Genomic DNA, 17,619 nt, shown 5'->3' on the forward strand with positions numbered 1-17,619 from the left:
CTCGTCACGCCACCGGGACTCTTCCGGGCCCCTTCCGGACGCCGACGGGCCCACCCCCTGACGGCCGTACGCCGTCCCCAGTACCGTGGAAGGCGTGTATCAGGACCCCCCGGACTCCCCCGTCCACAGCACCGCTCCGGCACACAGCACCACGACCGTCGAACGGGGCGCGTTCTGTCTCGCCCGCTGTGACTGCGGCTGGTCAGGTCCTGCCCGCCGGGCCCGCGACCGGGCCCGCGCCGACGCGCAGAAGCACCGGGCATCCACAGGCGGACCCAAATCGCCCGTGGGCGGACCCTAGAGCGCTTCCCGCAGCCGGCTCACGGCCGCGTCGACGCACGGTCCCGCTTCCGGTACGGCCCCGGGAAGGAACATGAGGTCCTCGATCGTCTCCGCGATCACGCCCCTCCCTGGCGCGAGCCCGACGAGCGCTTCGCACCGGGCGGCGGCCTGATCCGCGTCGAGCATCGCGCAGGAGAGCACGAGCAGGGCCTCCTCCTCACCGGCACCGGTGAAGAGGCTCAGGGCACGCGCGAAGCACTCCTCCGCCCCCTGGCCGTCACCCGCCGCCCGCAGCGCGACACCGTGCAGCATCTGGTTCCAGCCGTCCTCCGGATCGATCTCGACGGCTCGTACGCAGTCGGCCACGGCTTCGTCGTACCGGCCCAGGCGCAGATACGTCCGGGCGCGGACGTTCAGGAGCCAGTCGGCGGACGGGTCGCTCTCGATGGCTCGCGTGATGTCGACGAGGGCCTCCTCGTGACGGCCGAGCCTGCCGTACAGCTCGGCGCGGCCCCCGATGGCCCAGTTGAACCCGGGGCTGATGTCGATGGCCCGGGTGTAGTCGGCGAGGGCCTCCTCGTGGTTGCCCATCGTGTCGTGCAGCCGCGCCCGGCTGCCGAAGGCCCAGGCGTACCGCGGATCGAGCTCCACGGCACGGGCGAAACCGCTCAGCGCCTCCTCGAACCGGCCCAGCTCGGCCAGGACCTGAGCCCCGCCGGCGTGGGCCCAGGCGTACTGCGGGTCGAGTTCCACGGCACGGGCGTAATCGGCGAGCGCGTCCTGCCGGCGCCCCATGGCCTCGTACGTCCTCGCGCGGCTTCCGTAGGCCCAGGCGTACTGCGGGTCGAGCTCCACGGCACGATCGAAATCGGCCAGAGCCTCATCGAACCGGCCCATCCGCTCGAACAGCTGCGCGCGGCTGCCGATCGCCCACTCGTACAGCGGGTCGACCCCGATGGCACGGTCGTAGTCGGCGAGCGCGTCCTGCCGCCGCCCCATGGCCTCGTACACCTGCGCCCGGCTCGCGTAGGCCCAGGCGTACTGCGGGTCGAGCTCCACGGCACGATCGAAATCGGCGATGCCCTCGTCGTGGCGCCCCAGATTCCGGTAGGCATCACCGCGGCTGCCGTAGGCGATGACGTACCCCGGGTCGAGCTCCAGCGCACGGGTGCAGGAGGCGACCGCTTCCTCGTGCCGGCCCAGGTTCCGGTACGTCTCCCCGAGCGCGGCATGGGTCAGGGCCGTGTCCGGGGCGAGCGAGACGGCCCGCACACCGTCCGCGAGCGAGCCTTCCCCGTCACCCCCGCCCCGGCGTTCCGCGGCACGCAGAGCATGCACCAACGCCCGCCCGTCCGCGTCGAGTTCGGCCGCGCTCAGCAACAGGGTCAGGACGGCTTCGCCCGGCCTCTCCTGTTCGGCGGCGGAATCCAGGCGGCTGCCCCAGGAGATGAGGTCGGCCGAGTCGGTGTCGGCTCCCGCGCGGCCGAGGATCTGGGCCCAGCGGCGCAGCGTCGCGACATCGAGGTCGATGGCGTACGCACACTGGCGGAGCGCTTCGGGCAGGCCCGTACGGGGGTTCGCGCACAGTCGGTGATACGTCTCGTTGAGCTGGTGCTCCCGCCAGGCGGCGTCCAGCCAGCGGTCGTCGGGGTCGGCGCGGATGTCCGCCTCCAACTCCGTCCGCCCCCGCCGGAACAGGTCGGCCAGGCGGATGTGCGCCCGCTGCCACCGGGCGGGCGACCGGGTCCGCTGGAGCCGCAGCATCGCGGCGCGTACGACGTCGTGGTAGCGGCAGCGGCCCTCCTGGGGTGAGACGAAGGCCAGGCCCCGCAGCCAGGCGTAACTCCCGGCGGCGGCCTCCGGGACGATCGCGCGGTAGATGTCCTCGTCGATCTGTAAGGGAAGCGCGCAGGCCAGCGCGGCCTCGCGCCGCTCGGCGTCCTGCTCCCACTTCAGGAACCTCTCGACCGCGGTCTCGGACGGATCGCCCCTGCCCGCGCCCGTGCCGGGGTCGCTCCGCGCCAGCATGTCGACCAGCAGCGGGAGCCGGCCCGACAGACGCAGGACCAGCTCGACGCTCGGTTCGTCGGTGACGCCGTGGGTGGCGAGCAGCGTGCGGGCCTCCTCCTCGGTGAACACCTCCAGGCTGACGTCGGTGACCTGGCCGAGACGGTCGCCCCAGACCCGGCTGTCCAGGCGCAGTTGCCCGGACAGCACGATCTGCACATTGACCGGCAGGCCGCCGTACTCCTCGCCGAAGACGATGTCGTGCAGCCACCCGTCGAGCACCGGCCCGGTCCGCTCGTACACGTCGAAGAACAGCACCACCCGCTCGCACCGTTCCGCGACCTCGGCCAGGTCGTCGAGGAAGACCGGAGCGAGAACCGCCACCGGGTTCATCACCAGCTGGACGTCGTCATGGCTGCGCAGCCGCATGTTGAGGGCCGCCCGCAGCCGGTCGGCACCCAGCGCGACCTGCTGCGGATCGACCGCGCCGACGAACGCCCCGACCCCGGGCACCATGCCAAGACCGACCAGGCCGACCTGGGCCGCGACCGTGCCGGCCGGCGAGGCCTCCCGGCCGCCCTGGAGTTCTGGCTGCGGTGCGGGGACGACGCTCTCGGCCTGGTGCCGGCGCTGCCGGTAGGCGGCCAGCTGCTTGTCGAACCGCTTCAGCGGGTGGCCTTGCCGGCCCAGCCTGGCGCTGACCGCTTCCATCGCCTCGAACACATCGTGCACATCGTCGTCCACGTACGCCGTGACGACGGAGGGCCGCTCGCGCGCCGCGCCCTCCCACTGGCGCACCAGCGTCGACTTCCCGACGCCGCCGTTGCCGCGCACATGGAACAGGAACGGGAAGTCGGGCTCCTCGGGATTCCTGGCGAACGTCTCGCGGAAGACCGCGAGCTCGCCCCGGCGTCCGACGAACTGCGCGCCCTCGCGCCGCCGGTTGACCTCCTGCCGCGTCGGCCGCCGTCCGGCCCCGGAACCGGCACCTGCCACATGAACCACCCCACACCCACACCCCGGATCTCCGGCCATGATGCCGCGCCGCCGGGGGCTCGGGGAGCGAACACCCGAAGTGATCGCTGGTGGATGGTGGATGCTCTGCGGGCGTGAGGGCGTGCGGGAGGCGGGGGGCGCTCCTCCGGCTACGCGGCGAGGTCCCTGTCGCCGGGCACATCGCCACGGCCGGACCCGGGGCTCGGCTCGGGGATCCCCCGCGACTCGTCCCGTCCGTCGGCCGGGGCGACGGCCTTGCGCGAACGGACGAGGAAGCCGACCGATCCGGTCCTGGCCACGGCCCCCGTCAAGGGGGTCAGCATCATCATGGCGAGCGGGGCGAGCAGCAGGGCGACGGCCGTCCCGAGCGCGAAACCGCCGATCACATCGGTCGGATAGTGCACGCCCATGTAGACACGGCAGAAGCCCTCCAGGAGCGCAAGACCGATGGCCGCCAGGCCGAACTTCCGGTTGGCGACGAAGAGCCCCACGGCGATGGCCATCGCCATCGTCGCGTGGTCGCTCACGAAGGAGAAGTCCGTCTTGCCCTTCACCAGGACCTCGACACCCTCGTGGTCCATGAACGGGCGTGGCCGCTCCACGAAGCCCCGGATCGGGATGTTGATGAGCAACGCGATCCCGGCGGCGAGCGGCGCCCACACGAGCCCGGCGACCGCCGTGACCGAGTCCTCGACCGTCCCGCGTCGGCGTACGCTCCACCAGCACCACAGGACCGCCAGGACCATGCCGATCATGATCCCGAATTCACCGACGAACTCCATGACCCGGTCGAACCAGGTCGGAGCGGACTTCGCCAGCCCGTTGATGTCGTAGAGCAGGCTGACATCGGGGTTCGACCCATCGAGTGCGAGTCCAGCCATCTGCCGCGGCCCCTTGCCTTGTCTGCTGCCGCGACGCACGAGCATGTGCGCCGCTGTGGTCTGACCCCCGTGGTCGGTGCGGATTCAGTGCCGCGTCACGCCATGATGCCGTCACGCCGGGACCGGTCTGGTCAGTCACACATGGTCATGTGCGCATGTTGTCCCAGTCCAGGGAACGGTCTGTCAGCTCTCTGCGTTCCGTTCTCCACCGAATGATCACCATGACGTTATCGAAGAGTGACTCATCGTCGCAGCTCAGGGCCTGGGCTTCACGGAGAGTTCCAGCTGAGGCCGACTGGTCGTCAGCTCTCCGGAAGTGCGGTCGGAAGCGCCGCGGCCCCGTCCTTCGTGACTCTTGTCGCACCGAAGTAGTCGGGGGTGTCGATCTTGTCGAACCGGATCACCGCGCCGGTGTACGGGGCGTTGATCATATAGCCCCCGCCGACGTAGAGCCCCACGTGATGGATGGCCCGCGAGTTGTTCAGGTCGTCCGAGAAGAACACCAGATCGCCGGGGAGGAGCTCCTCGCGCGAGGGGTGCGGCCCGGCGTTGTACTGGTCGTTGGCCACCCGGGGCAGCTCGATGTCGACCGTCCGGTACGCGGCCTGGGTCAGCCCCGAACAGTCGAACCTGCCGCCCTGGTCGGCCGTGCCGTTCCCACCCCAGAGATAGGGGGTGCCGAGCTTCTTCTGCGCGAAGTAGATGGCCCCGGCCGCCTGCTGGGAGGGCTGCACCCGGCCGACCGGCTTGGCGAAGCTGTCCTCGAGGGACCGGATGATCTTTACGTAGTTCTGCGTCTCGCTGATCGCGGGCACCCCGCCGGACTGGATCACCCGGTAGGCGCCCGCGTTGTACGCGGCGAGCATGTTGTCGGTCGCGTCGCCCGGCACCTTCTTGACGTACCCGGCGAGCTCGCAGTCGTAGGAGGCGGCGGACGGAATCGCGTCCGCGGGGTCCCATACGTCCCGCTTCCCGTCCTCGTTCCCGTCGATGCCGTGCGAGGCCCAGGTCCCGGGGATGAACTGCGCGATGCCCTGCGCGGCGGCCTGGCTCTGGGCGCGGGGGTTCCAGCCGCTCTCCTGATACAGCTGGGCGGCCAGGAGGGCGGGGTTGATGGCGGGGCAGAGGTTGCCCCACTTCTCCACGATCGGCTGATACCGCGCGGGCACGGCCCCCTTGGCCAGCCCGACGGCACCGCTCGCCGCCCCGGACATCCCGGCGGCGGCGGAGTACGTCCCGACGAAGAGCAGGGCGATGAAGCACAGGCCGAGCCCGATCCCACCGCCGGCGAACACCCAGTATTTCCGCACGCCTCAACCATCCCCCATTCGGGCGCGGTTCAGGGCACGATTCGCTGGTGTGTACGGGTGGAGGGGGGCATGAGGGGGCGTCAGGGGCGGCCGGACGGGGTCAGGGGGCGCCTGCGGATCGGAATGCCTGGCTTTCACCGCCGAATCGCGGACTCACCGTGTCTCGGCCGACGCCGGCACCGCCCCCGCAGGGAATGCCCCGCACAGGCATCACCCGAAGGAGGCAGCCCGGAGCGCGACCCCGAACGCACCCCGGACCGCGACCCGAAACGCGCGCCGGACCACGCCCCGGAACACGCCCCGGAACACGCCCCGGAACCGATCGGAGGAGGACACCGTCCCTCCCGGCACCCACCGGACCAGCCGAAAGGGCGCCCATGACCACTCCGACCGCACCGCGCTTCCTCTACATCGCCCGGCACGGCGAGGCGACCCCCGACGAGACCGGACTGACCGAGCGGGGCCGCCGACAGGCCGCCCTGCTCGGTGGGCGGCTCCGGGACGTACCCCTGTCCGCCGTCCACCACGGCCCGCTCCCCCGGGCCGCGCAGACCGCCCGGCTGGTCCACGAGCAGCTCGGGCGGGACATCCCCCTCCAGGTCTCGGAGCCGGCCGGGGACTACGTCCCGTACGTCCCGCACCGTGAGGAGCTCCCCGAGGGCTCGGCGGACCGGCTTCTCGCGTTCGTGGAGCAGTTCCCCGAGGCCGAGCGCAGCCGGGGCCCCGCACTGGCCGAGGCCGCGATGGCACGGTTCACGGGGCCGGCGGAAGGCGATGAGCCCCGTCATGAGCTGGTCGTCACCCACGCGTTCCTCGCCGCCTGGGTGGTTCGGGACGCCCTGGACGCCCCGGCCTGGCGCTGGCTGGGCCTCAACCACTCCAACGCGGCGCTGACCGTGGTCCGTTACGCCCCCGGCAGACCCGCGGCCCTGCTCATGGTCAACGACATGGGCCACCTCCCGACGGACCTCCGCTGGACCGGCTTCCCACCGGAGCTCCACGTCTGAACCGGCCCTGTCCGGGGGCCGGATGTCCCCCGGACGGATGGTTTACGGGCCACCGCCCTCGCGGCCCCGGGCCAAGCGGGCCGTTCTTCGTGATCATGCAGGCGTGATCTCCGTACACCACAACTCATCGCGCACCCGCCGGTTGTTGACGGCCGCAGGGCTCGTCGCGGCGGCCCTGGCCGCAACGCTGCCCGGCGGCACATCCGCACGGGCCGCCGGCTCCGCATCCGTACCGGTGCCCCCGCCGAAGGCGCCCTCGGCTCAGGCGCCCCGCGCTTCCACCCCCGCCGAGGCCCGCACCGCCGCCTGGCTGAAAGCCCATCCGAAGGACGCCGCCCGCTTCTTCAAGGACCTGCCCAAGGGCGGTGACCTGCACAACCACCTGTCCGGAGCGGTACGGACCGAGTACCTCATCCAGCTCGCGGCCGACGACGGCCTGTGTATCGACGCCACGATGACCGCCGTCGCACCGCCGTGCGGTCCCGGCACCCGGCCGGCCGCCGACGCCCTCACGGACGCCGGCTTCCGGCAGGAGATCGTCCGGGCCTGGTCCATGCAGGACTTCCCCGAGGGCGAGTCGGGCCACGACCACTTCTTCGACACGTTCGGGAAGTTCGGCGCCGCGACATCGCACCGCGGGAAGATGCTGGCCGATGTGGCGGGCAGCGCGGCGGCACAGAACCAGACGTATCTGGAGACCATGGTCACCCCCGCGTCGGACGGCGCCAAGAAGCTGGCCGCCGAGGTCGGCTGGGACCCCGACCTGGCCGCGATGCACCGCAAACTGCTCGCAGGCGGCCGGCTGGACCAGCTGGTGGCCACATCGAAGCAGGAGGCCGACGCCTCCGACGCCGAGTTCCGCGACACCGCGCACTGCGCGACCGCCAACCCGGGCCCGGCCTGCCGAATCACGGTGCGCTGGGTCTCCCAGGTGTCACGCAACAGCGCCCCGGAGCGCGTCTTCACACAGATCGCGCTGGGTCTGCGCCTGGCCGAACGCGACCAGCGGTTCGTCGCGGTGAACCTGGTCCAGCCGGAGGACGGCGAGATCTCCCTCCGCGACTACCGCCTGCACATGCGCATGCTGAACTACCTGCACAAGGTCTACCCCCGCGCGCACATCACCCTGCACGCCGGTGAGCTCGTCGCCGGCCTGGTGAAGCCCGAGGACCTCACCTTCCACATCGACGACGCCGTACGCACCGGCCAGGCCGAGCGCATCGGCCACGGCGTCGACCTCGTGCAGGAGGACGACTGGCAGCGTCTCGCCCGCGACATGGCGCGCCGTCAGATCGCCGTCGAGGTCCCGCTCACCAGCAATGCGCAGATCCTCCAGGTCGAGGGCGACGAACACCCCTTCCCGGTCTACCGGAAGTACGGGGTGCCCGTCGTGCTGTCCACGGACGACCCCGGCGTCTCACGCGGTGACATCGGCCAGGAGTACCGCCGGGCGGCCCGTACGTACGCACTCGGCTACCCGGAGCTGAAGGATCTGGCCCGCGCGTCCCTGGAGTACAGCTTCCTGCCGGGCCGCAGCCTGTGGCGTTCCGACCCGGTCCGCCAGGGCTTCCGCCCGGTCGAGGAGTGCCAGGTCCTGCAGTCGGCGCGCTGCGCCCGGTTCACCGCCCAGAACCCGAAGGCCCAGCTGGAACGGCGCCAGGAGGCGTCCTTCCGCACGTTCGAGATCCGGTACGGGGGCTGACCTCCGGACGGGGCTGACCTCACCCGCCCTCGCCCGCCCTCGGCCGCATCGGTGGCCGAGGGCGGGCGCAGGTGTTTCCTCCCCGAGTCGCCGGTCCAACGCCGGTACCCGTCTAACGCTTGTACTCGTCTACCGCCGGGTACTCGTCTACCGCCTGTACTCGTCGGCGTCGGCCCCCAGCACGTTCAGAAGAGCCAGGGCCTCGGCGTCGGGAGAACCCGCCGGCGCGCTGTAGAGCACGAGGTGCTGGTCCCGGTCCGTGAGCGTGAGCGAGTCGCAGTCGACGGTGATCTCTCCGACGACCGGGTGCCGGAAGGTCTTCGTGAGCGCCGGAGCGGCCCGCACATCGTGCCGCTCCCAGAGCCGTACGAAGTCGGGGCTGGCCTCGCACAGCTCGTCGATGAGGCCGGTCACCGCGGGATCCGTCGGATAGCGGGCGACGGTGGCGCGGAGCTCCATGACGACGTGATGCCGGAACTCGGTGGCGTCGGAGACCCCGTACAGCGGGGCGTCGGGCCGCTGCACGGGCCCTGGGAATGCCCGTCGCGCAAGATTGCGGTCCCTCGGGTCGAGGTCGGCGAAGTCCTCCATGAGCGCGGCGGCGAGTCCGTTCCACGCGAGCACCTCGAACGCCGCCGACATGACAATCCCGGCGGTCTGCGGCAACCGCTCCAGCAGCGCGAGGATGCTCGGGCGTACGTCGCGCCGGTGCAGCCGGGTACGCAGCGGCGCGGTGCCGGCGAGGACGTGGAGGTGGTCGGACTCGGCGTCGGTCAGCCGCAGCGCGCCTGCGATCCCGGCGAGGACCTCACCCGAAGGGCGCGGCGCTCTGCCCTGCTCCAGCCGGACGTAGTACTCCGTGGAGATGTGCGCGAGGACCGCCGTCTCCTCGCGGCGCAGACCCGGTGTGCGGCGCCGCGGTCCCGAGGGAAGGCCGACGTCCTCCGGCCTGAGCCGCTCGCGACGGCTACGGAGGAAGGCCCCGAGCTCCTGCCTGTTCATACGCCCAGTCTGCACCCGGCCCGCCGCCGGATCCTGGTACCGCTTGTGCCTGTATCCGCACCGGACGCCGTACCAACACTGGGGACATGACGAACCCCACCGACATCGCACCCATCGACATCGCGCCCATCGGCCTGCTCAGCGGCAAGGTCGTGTTCATCACCGGCGCCAGCCGCGGCATCGGAGCCGCAGCCGCCAGGCTCTTCGCCTCCGAGGGCGCCGCCGTCGTACTCGCGGCCCGGAGCGAGGACGCTCTCGCCGCCCTCGTCACCGAGATCCGCGCCGCCGGAGGCGCCGCCGACGCCGTCACCACGGACCTCGCCGACCGTACGAGCATCCGCGCGGCGGTCGACCGCGTCGAGGAGCTGCACGGACGGCTGGACGGCGCCTTCAACAACGGCGCGGCGATCCAGCAGCCCGGCCCGCTCGACGCCACGAGCGAGGAGGACATCGACCAGCAGTTCGCCGTGAACTTCCGCTCGCACTGGACCGCCATGACCGCCGAGGCCGCACTGATGCGGCGCAGCGGCGGCGGGGCGATCGTCAACACATCGAGCATCGGCAGCCGCCGCGCGAACCCCGCGCTGCCCGCGTACGGCGCGATGAAGCGCGCGCTCAACAGCATCACCGAGACGGCAGCCGTGACCTGGGGCGGACAGGGCATCCGCGTGAACGGCATCACCCCTGGCGGCACGGCCACGGAGATGATCGACCAGTGGGAGGCGGCGACCCCCGGCATCGTCGAGCAGATCACGACGACGATCCCGCTCGGGCGGATGGCCGAACCCCGCGAGGTCGCCGAGGCCGCCGCATGGCTGCTCAGCGACCGCGCCTCGATGGTGACGGGCGCGATCGTGCCCGTCGACGGGGGCGCGGGCGCCTGACGGGAGGTGCTCACCCGCCCCCGTACGGCTCCCCGGGCACGCCGTACAGGGGGAACGAGTCCGTGGTCACCGCCGGGGCAAGGGGCGAAGGGAGAGGGACGTCCTCCCCGTACTTGCCGCGCCGCGAGTCCTCGTACCTGCCGTCACCGGGCCGCGTGTGCACCGCCCACGTCCCGTGCCGGGGGTCAAGGACAAGCAGCGCACGCACGCCTGCCACCGCGTACCAGTCGATTTTCTGGGTGATGGCTCTGGCCTTCTCGGACTGGGAGACGACCTCCACAGCCAGCTCCGCTTCCACCGGGTCGGCCAGCCAGTGATCGTCGTCGTCCCACTCCTCGGGCAGGACGACGAGGTCCGGCGTGGCGTAGTCGTCGAGGTCGCCAGGCATCGCGACCGAGGTCACCTCGTACGCCGCAAGCCCCGCCGCAAGCCCCGCCGGAAGCCCCGGGTCCAACTGCAGACGCAACCGCCTGATCGTCCCCGCGCGCTTACCGCGCGGCGTCGGTGACATCACAAGACTTCCCCCGATTACCTGCACGCGCAGGCCCGTTTCTTCCTCGATCTTCGCGGCGATCTCGCGCAGGTTTCCCGGGCGCGGCCGCAAGGACGGCTGACCAGACATGGCGGGTGGCCTCCGTCCGTGCGTCGGGGGTGCGGTGCCCGCGCGGCTGGGATCGGGGGGAGGACCCGCATCCCGTCCTGCGGCGATTCCACCGTACTGCCAGTCGTATCCGTGAGCCTCTGACATCGAAAGCCCCTTTCACCGAGCCATCGGACAACTACACACCGTCACGATAGGTCGCCCCACTGACACTCCGGCTTCCCTGCACATTCGACCCACAGCACCTTGCCGCCCTGGCCGGGCAGCCCGCCCCGGATCGGGTAGGCACCCCAGCTGTCCGCGCATTCGCGTACAAGGTGGAGCCCACGCCCCCGCTCGGCCAAGGCGTACGGCTCGGCCGGGGCATACGGATCGGCCTGGGCGCCGCCGGCGAACGGAGCCGGGATCTCCGGGTTGCTGTCCCACACCCCGACCCGCACGCGATTACGGCCGGCCCCGCGCAGCCGCAGCGAGTACGAACCCGATGAGTGCTGGTAGGCGTTGGTGACCAGCTCGCTCGCGAGGAGTTCGGCGGTGTCGGTGAGATCCCGCATCCCATGGACGAGGAGCACGGTCCGCAGCGTCGCCCGCGCGATCCCGGGCCCACGGGGATCCTGCGGAAGTTGGAGGGTGTACGCCCAGGGCGGCATTACGGTGGCCATAGCCATGGAAGTCTCCGTTCGAGGAGGAGCGTTGGGGTGTGCGTGATGCATGACCCGGTGACCAGGTCGCTCCGTCGAGCGGGGTTCTTCCGGGCGGGTGGCCTGAGTCAGAGACTAGGCTTCCGCAAGGATTACTTGCACCATTAGACCGGAATCCTTGAGCCGAACCACTCGTGTGAGTGACGCTCCGCAACGCCGCTGATCCCAGGGAGAGTTCGACATGGCAGGCAGGGCCGCACCCACTGCGCGCCGCATGCGGCTGGGCGCGGAACTGCGCAAGCTGCGCGAGCGCGCGGGGCTGACCACCACGCAGGCCGCCGACCTCCTCGGCACAAGCGCAGGGCAGCTCAGCAACATAGAGGTCGCACGCTTTGGCGTCAGTGCCGAACGCGTACGCGTCGCGGCGCACACGTACTCCTGCACGGACCAGGCTCTGGTAGAAGCGCTGGTCGAGATGACCGGCGAACGCAAACGTGGCTGGTGGGAGGAGTACAGGGAGATCCTCCCCCCGAAGCTCCTGGACCTGGCCGAGATCGAGCACCACGGCACAAGGCTTCGGGCCGCGCACAGCGTGCACATTCCTGGCCTCCTGCAAACCGTCGATCACGCACGTGAGATCTACCGGCAGGCCGTACCTGAGATCTCACCACCCGAGATCGAGCACCGGGTCTCGTACCGCGTGAAGCGGCAGGCGGTCCTGTACCGGGAAGACGCCGCCCCGTACAGCTCCCTCGTCCACGAAGCCGCCCTCCGCATGCGATTCGGGGGGCCGGACGTCGCCCGCAGCCAGTTGCAGCATCTGCTCGCACTGGGCGAACGGCCGCATGTGTCCATCAGGGTGATCCCGTTCTCCGCCACGTACTACCCGGGGTCCGGCCAGTCCGTGTACTACGTGGAGGGCCCGGTCCCGGCCCTCGACACCGCTCAACTCGACCAGTCCCACGGCCCGGTGTTCATCGACTCCGAGGCCCAGCTGGCCCAGTACCGGCTCCTGCTCGAACGGCTCGATGCCACCGCCCTGCCGACCGAACAGTCCCGAGACCTCATCCACGCCATCGCTCAAGAACTGTGAGGCACCGTCGATGACCACGCCCGACTGGCAGAAGTCCTCCTACTGCGCGCAAGGCGAAGCCTGCATACACATCGCCGCCGACCACGGATCCGTCGCCCTCACCGAGAGCGGCGACCCCAGCGGCGCGATACTCCGGACCAGCCCCTCCGCCTGGGCCGCCCTCATCCGTACCGTCAAGGAGTCCCACAGCCGTGGCTGACGTCCCGTCGGACCTCACCTGGAAACGTGCGGCGCCTGAGGACGCCCAGGGCCCCGGGCCCTGGATCGAGATCGCGTTCGGCGCGGGAGAGCTGGTGTACCTCCGTGGGACCGGCGACCCCGCCACGGTCGTCACCACCACCGTGGAGAAGTGGGAGGCCTTCGCCAAGGGCGTCGTGGCCGGCGAGTTCGACCACTTCGCCGAGGCCGAGACCGGGACCGGGGCCAGGACCGAGGCCGGGACCGATGGTGCCGACGCCGGCGCTGCCGCCGACGAGGCCGCGGGCATCTGACCGACCGCGCCCCGCCGGACGCCCGGTCTCAGCTGCCGCCCTTCGGAACCTTCCACAGCTGCACCGTGCGGCCCTTGGGATCGTTGCCCGCGAGGAGCCGGCCGTCCGGGCTGAACGCCACCTCCTCGATCGCGTCCTCCTCCTGGGCCGCGCGGTTGGCCATGTTGCTGCGCGGCTTGCCCGTGGCCACGTCCCACAGCATCGCCCCGTGGAGGGCACCGGTCGCGAGTGACCTGCCGTCCGGGCTGAACGCCAGGTCCCGGACCTCGTCGACGTAACCGTCCCTGAGCGTCGCCCTCTTGCGGCCGCTGGCCACGTCCCACAACAGCACCGTGCCGTCCGTGCCGCCGGTGGCGACCGTCTTGCCGTCCGGGCTGAACTCCACGGTGGTGACCGGGGTGGGGGCGTCCAGGGTGGTACGCGGGCCGCCCTGGCCGTGGCTCTCCGGACGGAGGTGCGTCAGGTCCCACAGCAGCGCCGAGTTCTCCCCTGTGCCGTAACGGCGTTCGGAGTTGTCGCCCACGGAGGCGAGCGTGCGGCCGTCCGGGCTGAACGCCACGTCGGCGACCGGCAGATTGTGGCTGAAGAAGGCGCGCGGCTCCTCGCTGCGGCTGTTGGCGTCCCGCAGGTCCACGCCGGCCACGCCGGCCGCGGCGATCCATCGTCCGTCCCGGCTGAACGCGAGACCGGCGGCCGAGTCGTAGAACCCGTGGGTCTCCTGGCGCTTGGCCGTGTCCCACACCCCCAGCCAGGTGTACTTGCCGGCGGTGACGAGCGTCTTGCCGTCAGGGCTGAACGCCAGGCACTCGACCGAGATCAGGTTCCCTGCCGGGTCGTGCTGGGTCAGGGTGGCGCTCGTCCTACGGGTGGCGACGTCCCACAGCCGAATTGCGCCTTCCTTGCCGCCCGTGACGAGCGTGCCGCCGTCCGGACTGAAGGCCATTCCTTCCGCGCCCTCGGACTTGGCGGGCAAGGTGAGGGGAGCCATGGCCTTCACCACGGGGTAGGGGTAGGTGAGGCCACGAGGACCGGGATCCGAGGGAAGGTTCACGACGATCAGGACGATGGCGAGGGCGAGAACCCCGACACCGCCGATCCATGCGGCCAGCTTCCCGGGTATCGCCCCGGGCACGTACGAGAAGTCCGCAACCGGGGGCACGTCTCCGTCACCGTCGGGAGCGGGTGTCTGCGCCGGTGTTCGTGGCGCCTCGGGGTTCGGGGCGGCCGAGGCAGCCGGGGCGGCCGGAGCCGTACGGGTCTCGGCGTCGGGTCCGTCCGCCGGTACGACCGCGCCGGCGAACGGACGCTGCCCGGGCACGACCACGGTCGGCGTACGGACATCGTCCGCAACCCCCACGCCCTCCCCGCGGCACAGCGCGATGACCTCGGCGGGGGTGGGGCGCCGAGCCGGGTCCTTCTCCAGGCAGCGGGCCGCGATGCTCCTGAGCGGTTCCGGGCAGCCGTCGAGGTCGGGGGCCTGCTCCAGGATCCGGTAGGCCACACCGTGGTCGGAACCGCCCCCGAAGGCGAGCCGCCCGGTGGTGGCGAAGTGGGCGATGACCCCGAGCGCGAACACGTCACCGGCCTCGGTGACCGTCTGCCCCCTGATGTACTCAGGCGCCATGTAGGCCGGAGTACCCGTACGCATCCCCGTCGCGGTCACCGCCGTGACGTCCGCTGCACGCGCGATCCCGAAGTCGATGACCTTCGGCCCGTCGGCACTGAGGAGGATGTTCGACGGCTTCAGGTCACGGTGGATCACATCGGCCGCATGGATGGACTGAAGGGCTTCGGCGACCCTGGCGATGAGCCCCAGGGCCGCATCGGCCGACAGCGGTCCGCTCTCGGCGACGGCCTGCTGGAGCGAGGGCCCGGGTACGTACACCGTGGCCAGCCATGGCTCCTCGGCGCCCAGGTCCGCATCGACGACCGGCACGGTGTAGAGCCCCTGGACGCGCCGGGCCGCAGCCACCTCCTGCTCGAAGCGCTTACGGAAGGAGGGATCGCCCGCGTAGGCACGGTGGATGACCTTGACCGCGACGGGGCTGCCGGCCGGGGTACGCCCGAGGTAGACGCGGCCCATCCCGCCCTCGCCCAGCAACGCCTCCAGCCGGTACGGACCGGCCTCGGCGGGATCGTCCGCCCGCAACCGGCCGTGGGGCGGGCCTGAACTCGGCGACCACGGCTGCCGCACCGGTCCTCCGGCTTGAGCCGCCGGTCGGCCATCGTCCGGTCGGGCGGCCATGCTTCCCGTCACGGGCGACAGCGTAAAACGACCTTGCCCGGCCGCACAGGCTGTCCGTGAGAACGCCGTAGCCCGGCAACTCCGGGCGGCGCCGCGCGCCCCTGCCCGGCAGGCGGGCGGGCAGGGGCGCGCGGCATGACCGGTCTCCTACTTCAAGTACCTCAGGGCTTCAGGTGCCGGTCGTAGAACCTGTTCGCGTCGTCCAACTCGAACCGGGGCGTGCCGGTGTGGCCGCCCAGATTGGCGTGCAGCGTCTTCTCCTTGGCGCCGAAGGTGTCGAACAGATCCAGAGCCCGCTGCCGTGGGTTCCCTTCGTCGTCCCACTGCAGGAGCATCAGCAGCGGAATGGTGACCTGCCGGGCCTCCTCGCGCTGGGCGAGGGGCACATAGCCCCCGGCGAAGAAGCCGGCGGCCTCGATGCGCGGCTCGGTCACCGCGAGGCGGATACCGAGGGCGGTCCATCCCGAGTACCCGACCGGGCCGCCGATCTCGGGCAGCGCGAGAAGCGCATCCAGGGCGGCCCGCCATTCCGGGACCGCCCCTTCGACCAGCGGGCCGATCATGGACTCGAAGATCTCGTCGACCGGCTCACCGGCCTGCATCGCCCTGCGGAGATCGGCGCGAACCTGCTCGTCGGCGGCGGAACGGGGCCGCTCACCGCACCCGGCGGCGTCGATGGTGGCCACCGCGTAGCCACGCGCCGCGGTGAGCCGCGCCCGGGCCACCAGCCGGGGTTCCGCCTTGGGCAGGCCGTTGTTGTGGGCCATCAGGATCAGCGGGGCGGGTGCGGCGGATTCTGGCGTCCACAGGGTGCCGGGGATCTCGCCGAGGGTGAACTCGCGCTCGACGATGCCGTCGTCGAGGCGCTGTTCGGAAGTGAAATGAGTGAAATGCATGATCGTGCCTTTCGGGAGCGCTCTGGAAACGGCGCTCCCGGACGACGACCTGCCTATCGCCCGACCGTGACTCCAGAGGGGAGCACCCATGTCGATACTGCGTTCACGGGTACCACCTCCTCGTTCTCTCGCACGGCCTCCGGGAACGTAGCAGGGGCCCGCAACGGCCCGCAATCGAATTCCGTGCCGGCCCCGTGCCGCCCCGTGGAGCCATGAGCCATGGGGCCCCACGAACGCCCTCGCATAGGCTGGCCGGCCGCCTTCCCACGCACCGCGACGAGGATCAGCTCATGCCCAGCAGCACCAGGATCCGTCTGATCGAGCCCGCCGACGCCGCCACGATCGCCGCGCACCGGGTGCGGGACGTCGAGGCCTTCCGGCCGTGGGAGCCGGCCCAGCCGGCCGCGTTCCTCACTCCCGAGGGCCAGGAGGAGCGGATCGGCACACTGCTGGCCGGACACCGGGCCGGCACGGTCTGGCCCGGCGTGGTCCTCGCCGACGACCGGGTGATCGGGCAGATCACCATCGGGGGCATCCTGCCGCAGCCGCACCTGCGGCGCGGCTCCGTCGGATACTGGATCACCGGCGTCGCCCAGAACCAGGGGCACGCCGGGCGCGCGGTCGGGCTCGCGCTCCGGGTCATGACGGACGAGCTCGGGCTGCACCGCGCCGAGGCAACCACCCAGCTGGAGAACCTCCTGTCGCAGCGGGTACTACGCCGCAACGGCTTCACCCCGTACGGCGTCGCCCACAGCGCGATCCACCTGGACGGCGCCTGGCGCGACACCCTCCTGTGGGAGCGAACGCTGCCCGAGCAGGGGGATGTCAAGGACGCTCCGAGCAGCGTCTAGGGGCCGTTGGATGTCCTGAACCACCCCCACCACGACCTCCGCCCGCTACGGTCTGCGGGTGACCGAATCAGAGACCCTGCCTGCCACCCGTGAGTCCTACGACGCCATCGCATCCACCTACGCGGAGATGTTCCAGGACTCCCTGCGCGACCGGCCCTTGGAGCGCGCCCTCCTGGGCGCCTTCGCCGAGCTGGTACGGGCGGCGCACGGTGACGGCGGGGAGGTCGCGGACCTCGGATGTGGGCCCGGCTACGTCACCGCTCATCTGCGCGGGCTCGGCCTGAACGCCTTCGGCGTCGACGCCTCCCCCATGATGGTCGGGCTCGCCCGCGAGGCGCACCCCGCGCTCCGGTTCGAGGTCGGCTCCATGGCCGCGCTGGGCATCGAGGACGGTGCGCTGGGCGGGGTGCTCGCGCGGTGGTCCGTCATCCACACCCCGCCGCGGGAGCTGCCGGCCGTCCTCGCCGAGATCGCCCGGGTTCTGGCGCCCGGCGGGTACCTGCTGATCGACTTCCCGGCCACCGACGGCCCGCACGTCGAGACGCAGGCCTACGACCACGCGGTGGTGACGGCCTACCGCTGGTCCCCCGGCCACCTCGCCGCGCTCCTGCGCGACCACGGACTGGCCGAGTCGGCCCGCACGGTGATCGAGCCCGCCCCTACCGACAAGCGCCAGTTCCAGGAGGTCCAGCTCCTCGCCCGCAAGGAGTAGTCCTGGCCGTTGACATCG

The 17,619-nt window shown here is 71.4% G+C and carries 17 protein-coding genes; 9 read left to right on the forward strand and 8 right to left on the reverse strand.

Annotated elements, in window-relative coordinates; translation table 11 throughout:
• Positions 1 to 85: 85 nt before the first annotated feature.
• Entirely contained in the window at positions 86 to 301 is a 216-nt protein-coding gene (locus tag OG623_RS15705; protein ID WP_406147141.1) for a hypothetical protein, read from the forward strand.
• On the opposite strand, the gene OG623_RS15710 is transcribed toward OG623_RS15705, so the two are convergent.
• The 3 genes from OG623_RS15710 to OG623_RS15720 form a co-directional block, all read right to left on the reverse strand.
• Positions 298 to 3,285 carry a tetratricopeptide repeat protein gene (locus tag OG623_RS15710; protein WP_406147143.1) on the reverse strand — a complete coding sequence of 996 codons (2,988 nt, stop codon included), beginning with the start codon at positions 3,283 to 3,285 and terminating at the stop codon, positions 298 to 300. The two genes, OG623_RS15705 and OG623_RS15710, sit on opposite strands and share 4 nt — an antisense overlap.
• Positions 3,286 to 3,434: 149 nt before the next feature.
• Positions 3,435 to 4,166: a phosphatase PAP2 family protein gene (locus tag OG623_RS15715; protein WP_406147144.1), complete on the reverse strand. Its 732-nt coding sequence runs from the start codon at positions 4,164 to 4,166 to the stop codon at positions 3,435 to 3,437.
• 302 nt (positions 4,167 to 4,468) lie between these two features.
• The gene (locus tag OG623_RS15720; protein WP_406147145.1) at positions 4,469 to 5,476 is read right to left on the reverse strand and encodes an NlpC/P60 family protein; all 1,008 of its coding nucleotides are present in this window, start codon (positions 5,474 to 5,476) and stop codon (positions 4,469 to 4,471) included.
• 377 nt (positions 5,477 to 5,853) lie between these two features.
• Between OG623_RS15720 and OG623_RS15725 the strand changes: the two genes are divergently transcribed.
• Together OG623_RS15725 and OG623_RS15730 are read left to right on the forward strand one after the other, a co-directional pair.
• Positions 5,854 to 6,483, forward strand: a complete 630-nt coding sequence (locus OG623_RS15725; protein WP_406147147.1) for a histidine phosphatase family protein — start codon at positions 5,854 to 5,856, stop codon at positions 6,481 to 6,483.
• A gap of 103 nt (positions 6,484 to 6,586) precedes the next feature.
• Positions 6,587 to 8,185, forward strand: coding sequence for an adenosine deaminase (locus OG623_RS15730; protein ID WP_406147148.1), 1,599 nt, complete (start codon positions 6,587 to 6,589; stop codon positions 8,183 to 8,185).
• 147 nt (positions 8,186 to 8,332) lie between these two features.
• Here OG623_RS15730 and OG623_RS15735 read toward each other — a convergent pair whose 3' ends face one another.
• Positions 8,333 to 9,187: a helix-turn-helix transcriptional regulator gene (locus OG623_RS15735; protein WP_406147149.1), complete on the reverse strand. Its 855-nt coding sequence runs from the start codon at positions 9,185 to 9,187 to the stop codon at positions 8,333 to 8,335.
• Positions 9,188 to 9,273: 86 nt separating this feature from the next.
• Between OG623_RS15735 and OG623_RS15740 the strand changes: the two genes are divergently transcribed.
• Positions 9,274 to 10,071: an SDR family NAD(P)-dependent oxidoreductase gene (locus OG623_RS15740; protein WP_406147151.1), complete on the forward strand. Its 798-nt coding sequence runs from the start codon at positions 9,274 to 9,276 to the stop codon at positions 10,069 to 10,071.
• Between the two features lie 10 nt (positions 10,072 to 10,081).
• Here OG623_RS15740 and OG623_RS15745 read toward each other — a convergent pair whose 3' ends face one another.
• Positions 10,082 to 10,819 (reverse strand): Uma2 family endonuclease, encoded by a 738-nt coding sequence (locus tag OG623_RS15745; protein ID WP_406147152.1) that lies wholly within the window; start codon positions 10,817 to 10,819, stop codon positions 10,082 to 10,084.
• A gap of 41 nt (positions 10,820 to 10,860) precedes the next feature.
• Positions 10,861 to 11,340, reverse strand: a complete 480-nt coding sequence (locus tag OG623_RS15750; RefSeq protein ID WP_406147154.1) for an ATP-binding protein — start codon at positions 11,338 to 11,340, stop codon at positions 10,861 to 10,863.
• A 214-nt stretch (positions 11,341 to 11,554) separates the two neighbouring features.
• Between OG623_RS15750 and OG623_RS15755 the strand changes: the two genes are divergently transcribed.
• From OG623_RS15755 to OG623_RS15765, 3 genes are read left to right on the forward strand one after another with little or no spacing between them, the layout of a single operon-like run.
• On the forward strand, positions 11,555 to 12,406 hold the full coding sequence (locus tag OG623_RS15755; RefSeq protein ID WP_406147156.1) for a Scr1 family TA system antitoxin-like transcriptional regulator: 852 nt from the start codon (positions 11,555 to 11,557) through the stop codon (positions 12,404 to 12,406).
• A 10-nt stretch (positions 12,407 to 12,416) separates the two neighbouring features.
• Positions 12,417 to 12,605, forward strand: a complete 189-nt coding sequence (locus tag OG623_RS15760; RefSeq protein ID WP_406147157.1) for a DUF397 domain-containing protein — start codon at positions 12,417 to 12,419, stop codon at positions 12,603 to 12,605.
• A complete protein-coding gene (locus OG623_RS15765) occupies positions 12,598 to 12,897 on the forward strand; it encodes a DUF397 domain-containing protein (protein WP_406147158.1) in 300 nt (99 codons plus the stop codon). The genes OG623_RS15760 and OG623_RS15765 overlap by 8 nt, the downstream gene beginning before the upstream one ends.
• A 28-nt stretch (positions 12,898 to 12,925) precedes the next feature.
• Here OG623_RS15765 and OG623_RS15770 read toward each other — a convergent pair whose 3' ends face one another.
• A complete protein-coding gene (locus OG623_RS15770; protein ID WP_406151843.1) occupies positions 12,926 to 15,142 on the reverse strand; it encodes a WD40 repeat domain-containing serine/threonine protein kinase in 2,217 nt (738 codons plus the stop codon).
• Positions 15,143 to 15,303: 161 nt separating this feature from the next.
• The gene (locus OG623_RS15775; RefSeq protein WP_406147159.1) at positions 15,304 to 16,038 is read right to left on the reverse strand and encodes a dienelactone hydrolase family protein; all 735 of its coding nucleotides are present in this window, start codon (positions 16,036 to 16,038) and stop codon (positions 15,304 to 15,306) included.
• Between the two features lie 290 nt (positions 16,039 to 16,328).
• Between OG623_RS15775 and OG623_RS15780 the strand changes: the two genes are divergently transcribed.
• Together OG623_RS15780 and OG623_RS15785 are read left to right on the forward strand one after the other, a co-directional pair.
• Positions 16,329 to 16,889: a GNAT family N-acetyltransferase gene (locus tag OG623_RS15780; RefSeq protein ID WP_406147161.1), complete on the forward strand. Its 561-nt coding sequence runs from the start codon at positions 16,329 to 16,331 to the stop codon at positions 16,887 to 16,889.
• A 58-nt stretch (positions 16,890 to 16,947) separates the two neighbouring features.
• A complete protein-coding gene (locus OG623_RS15785; protein WP_406147162.1) occupies positions 16,948 to 17,601 on the forward strand; it encodes a class I SAM-dependent DNA methyltransferase in 654 nt (217 codons plus the stop codon).
• The last annotated feature ends 18 nt before the right edge of the window (positions 17,602 to 17,619 follow it).

This window comes from Streptomyces sp. NBC_01012 (assembly GCF_045162755.1).
Classification (GTDB): Bacteria; Actinomycetota; Actinomycetes; order Streptomycetales; family Streptomycetaceae; genus Streptomyces.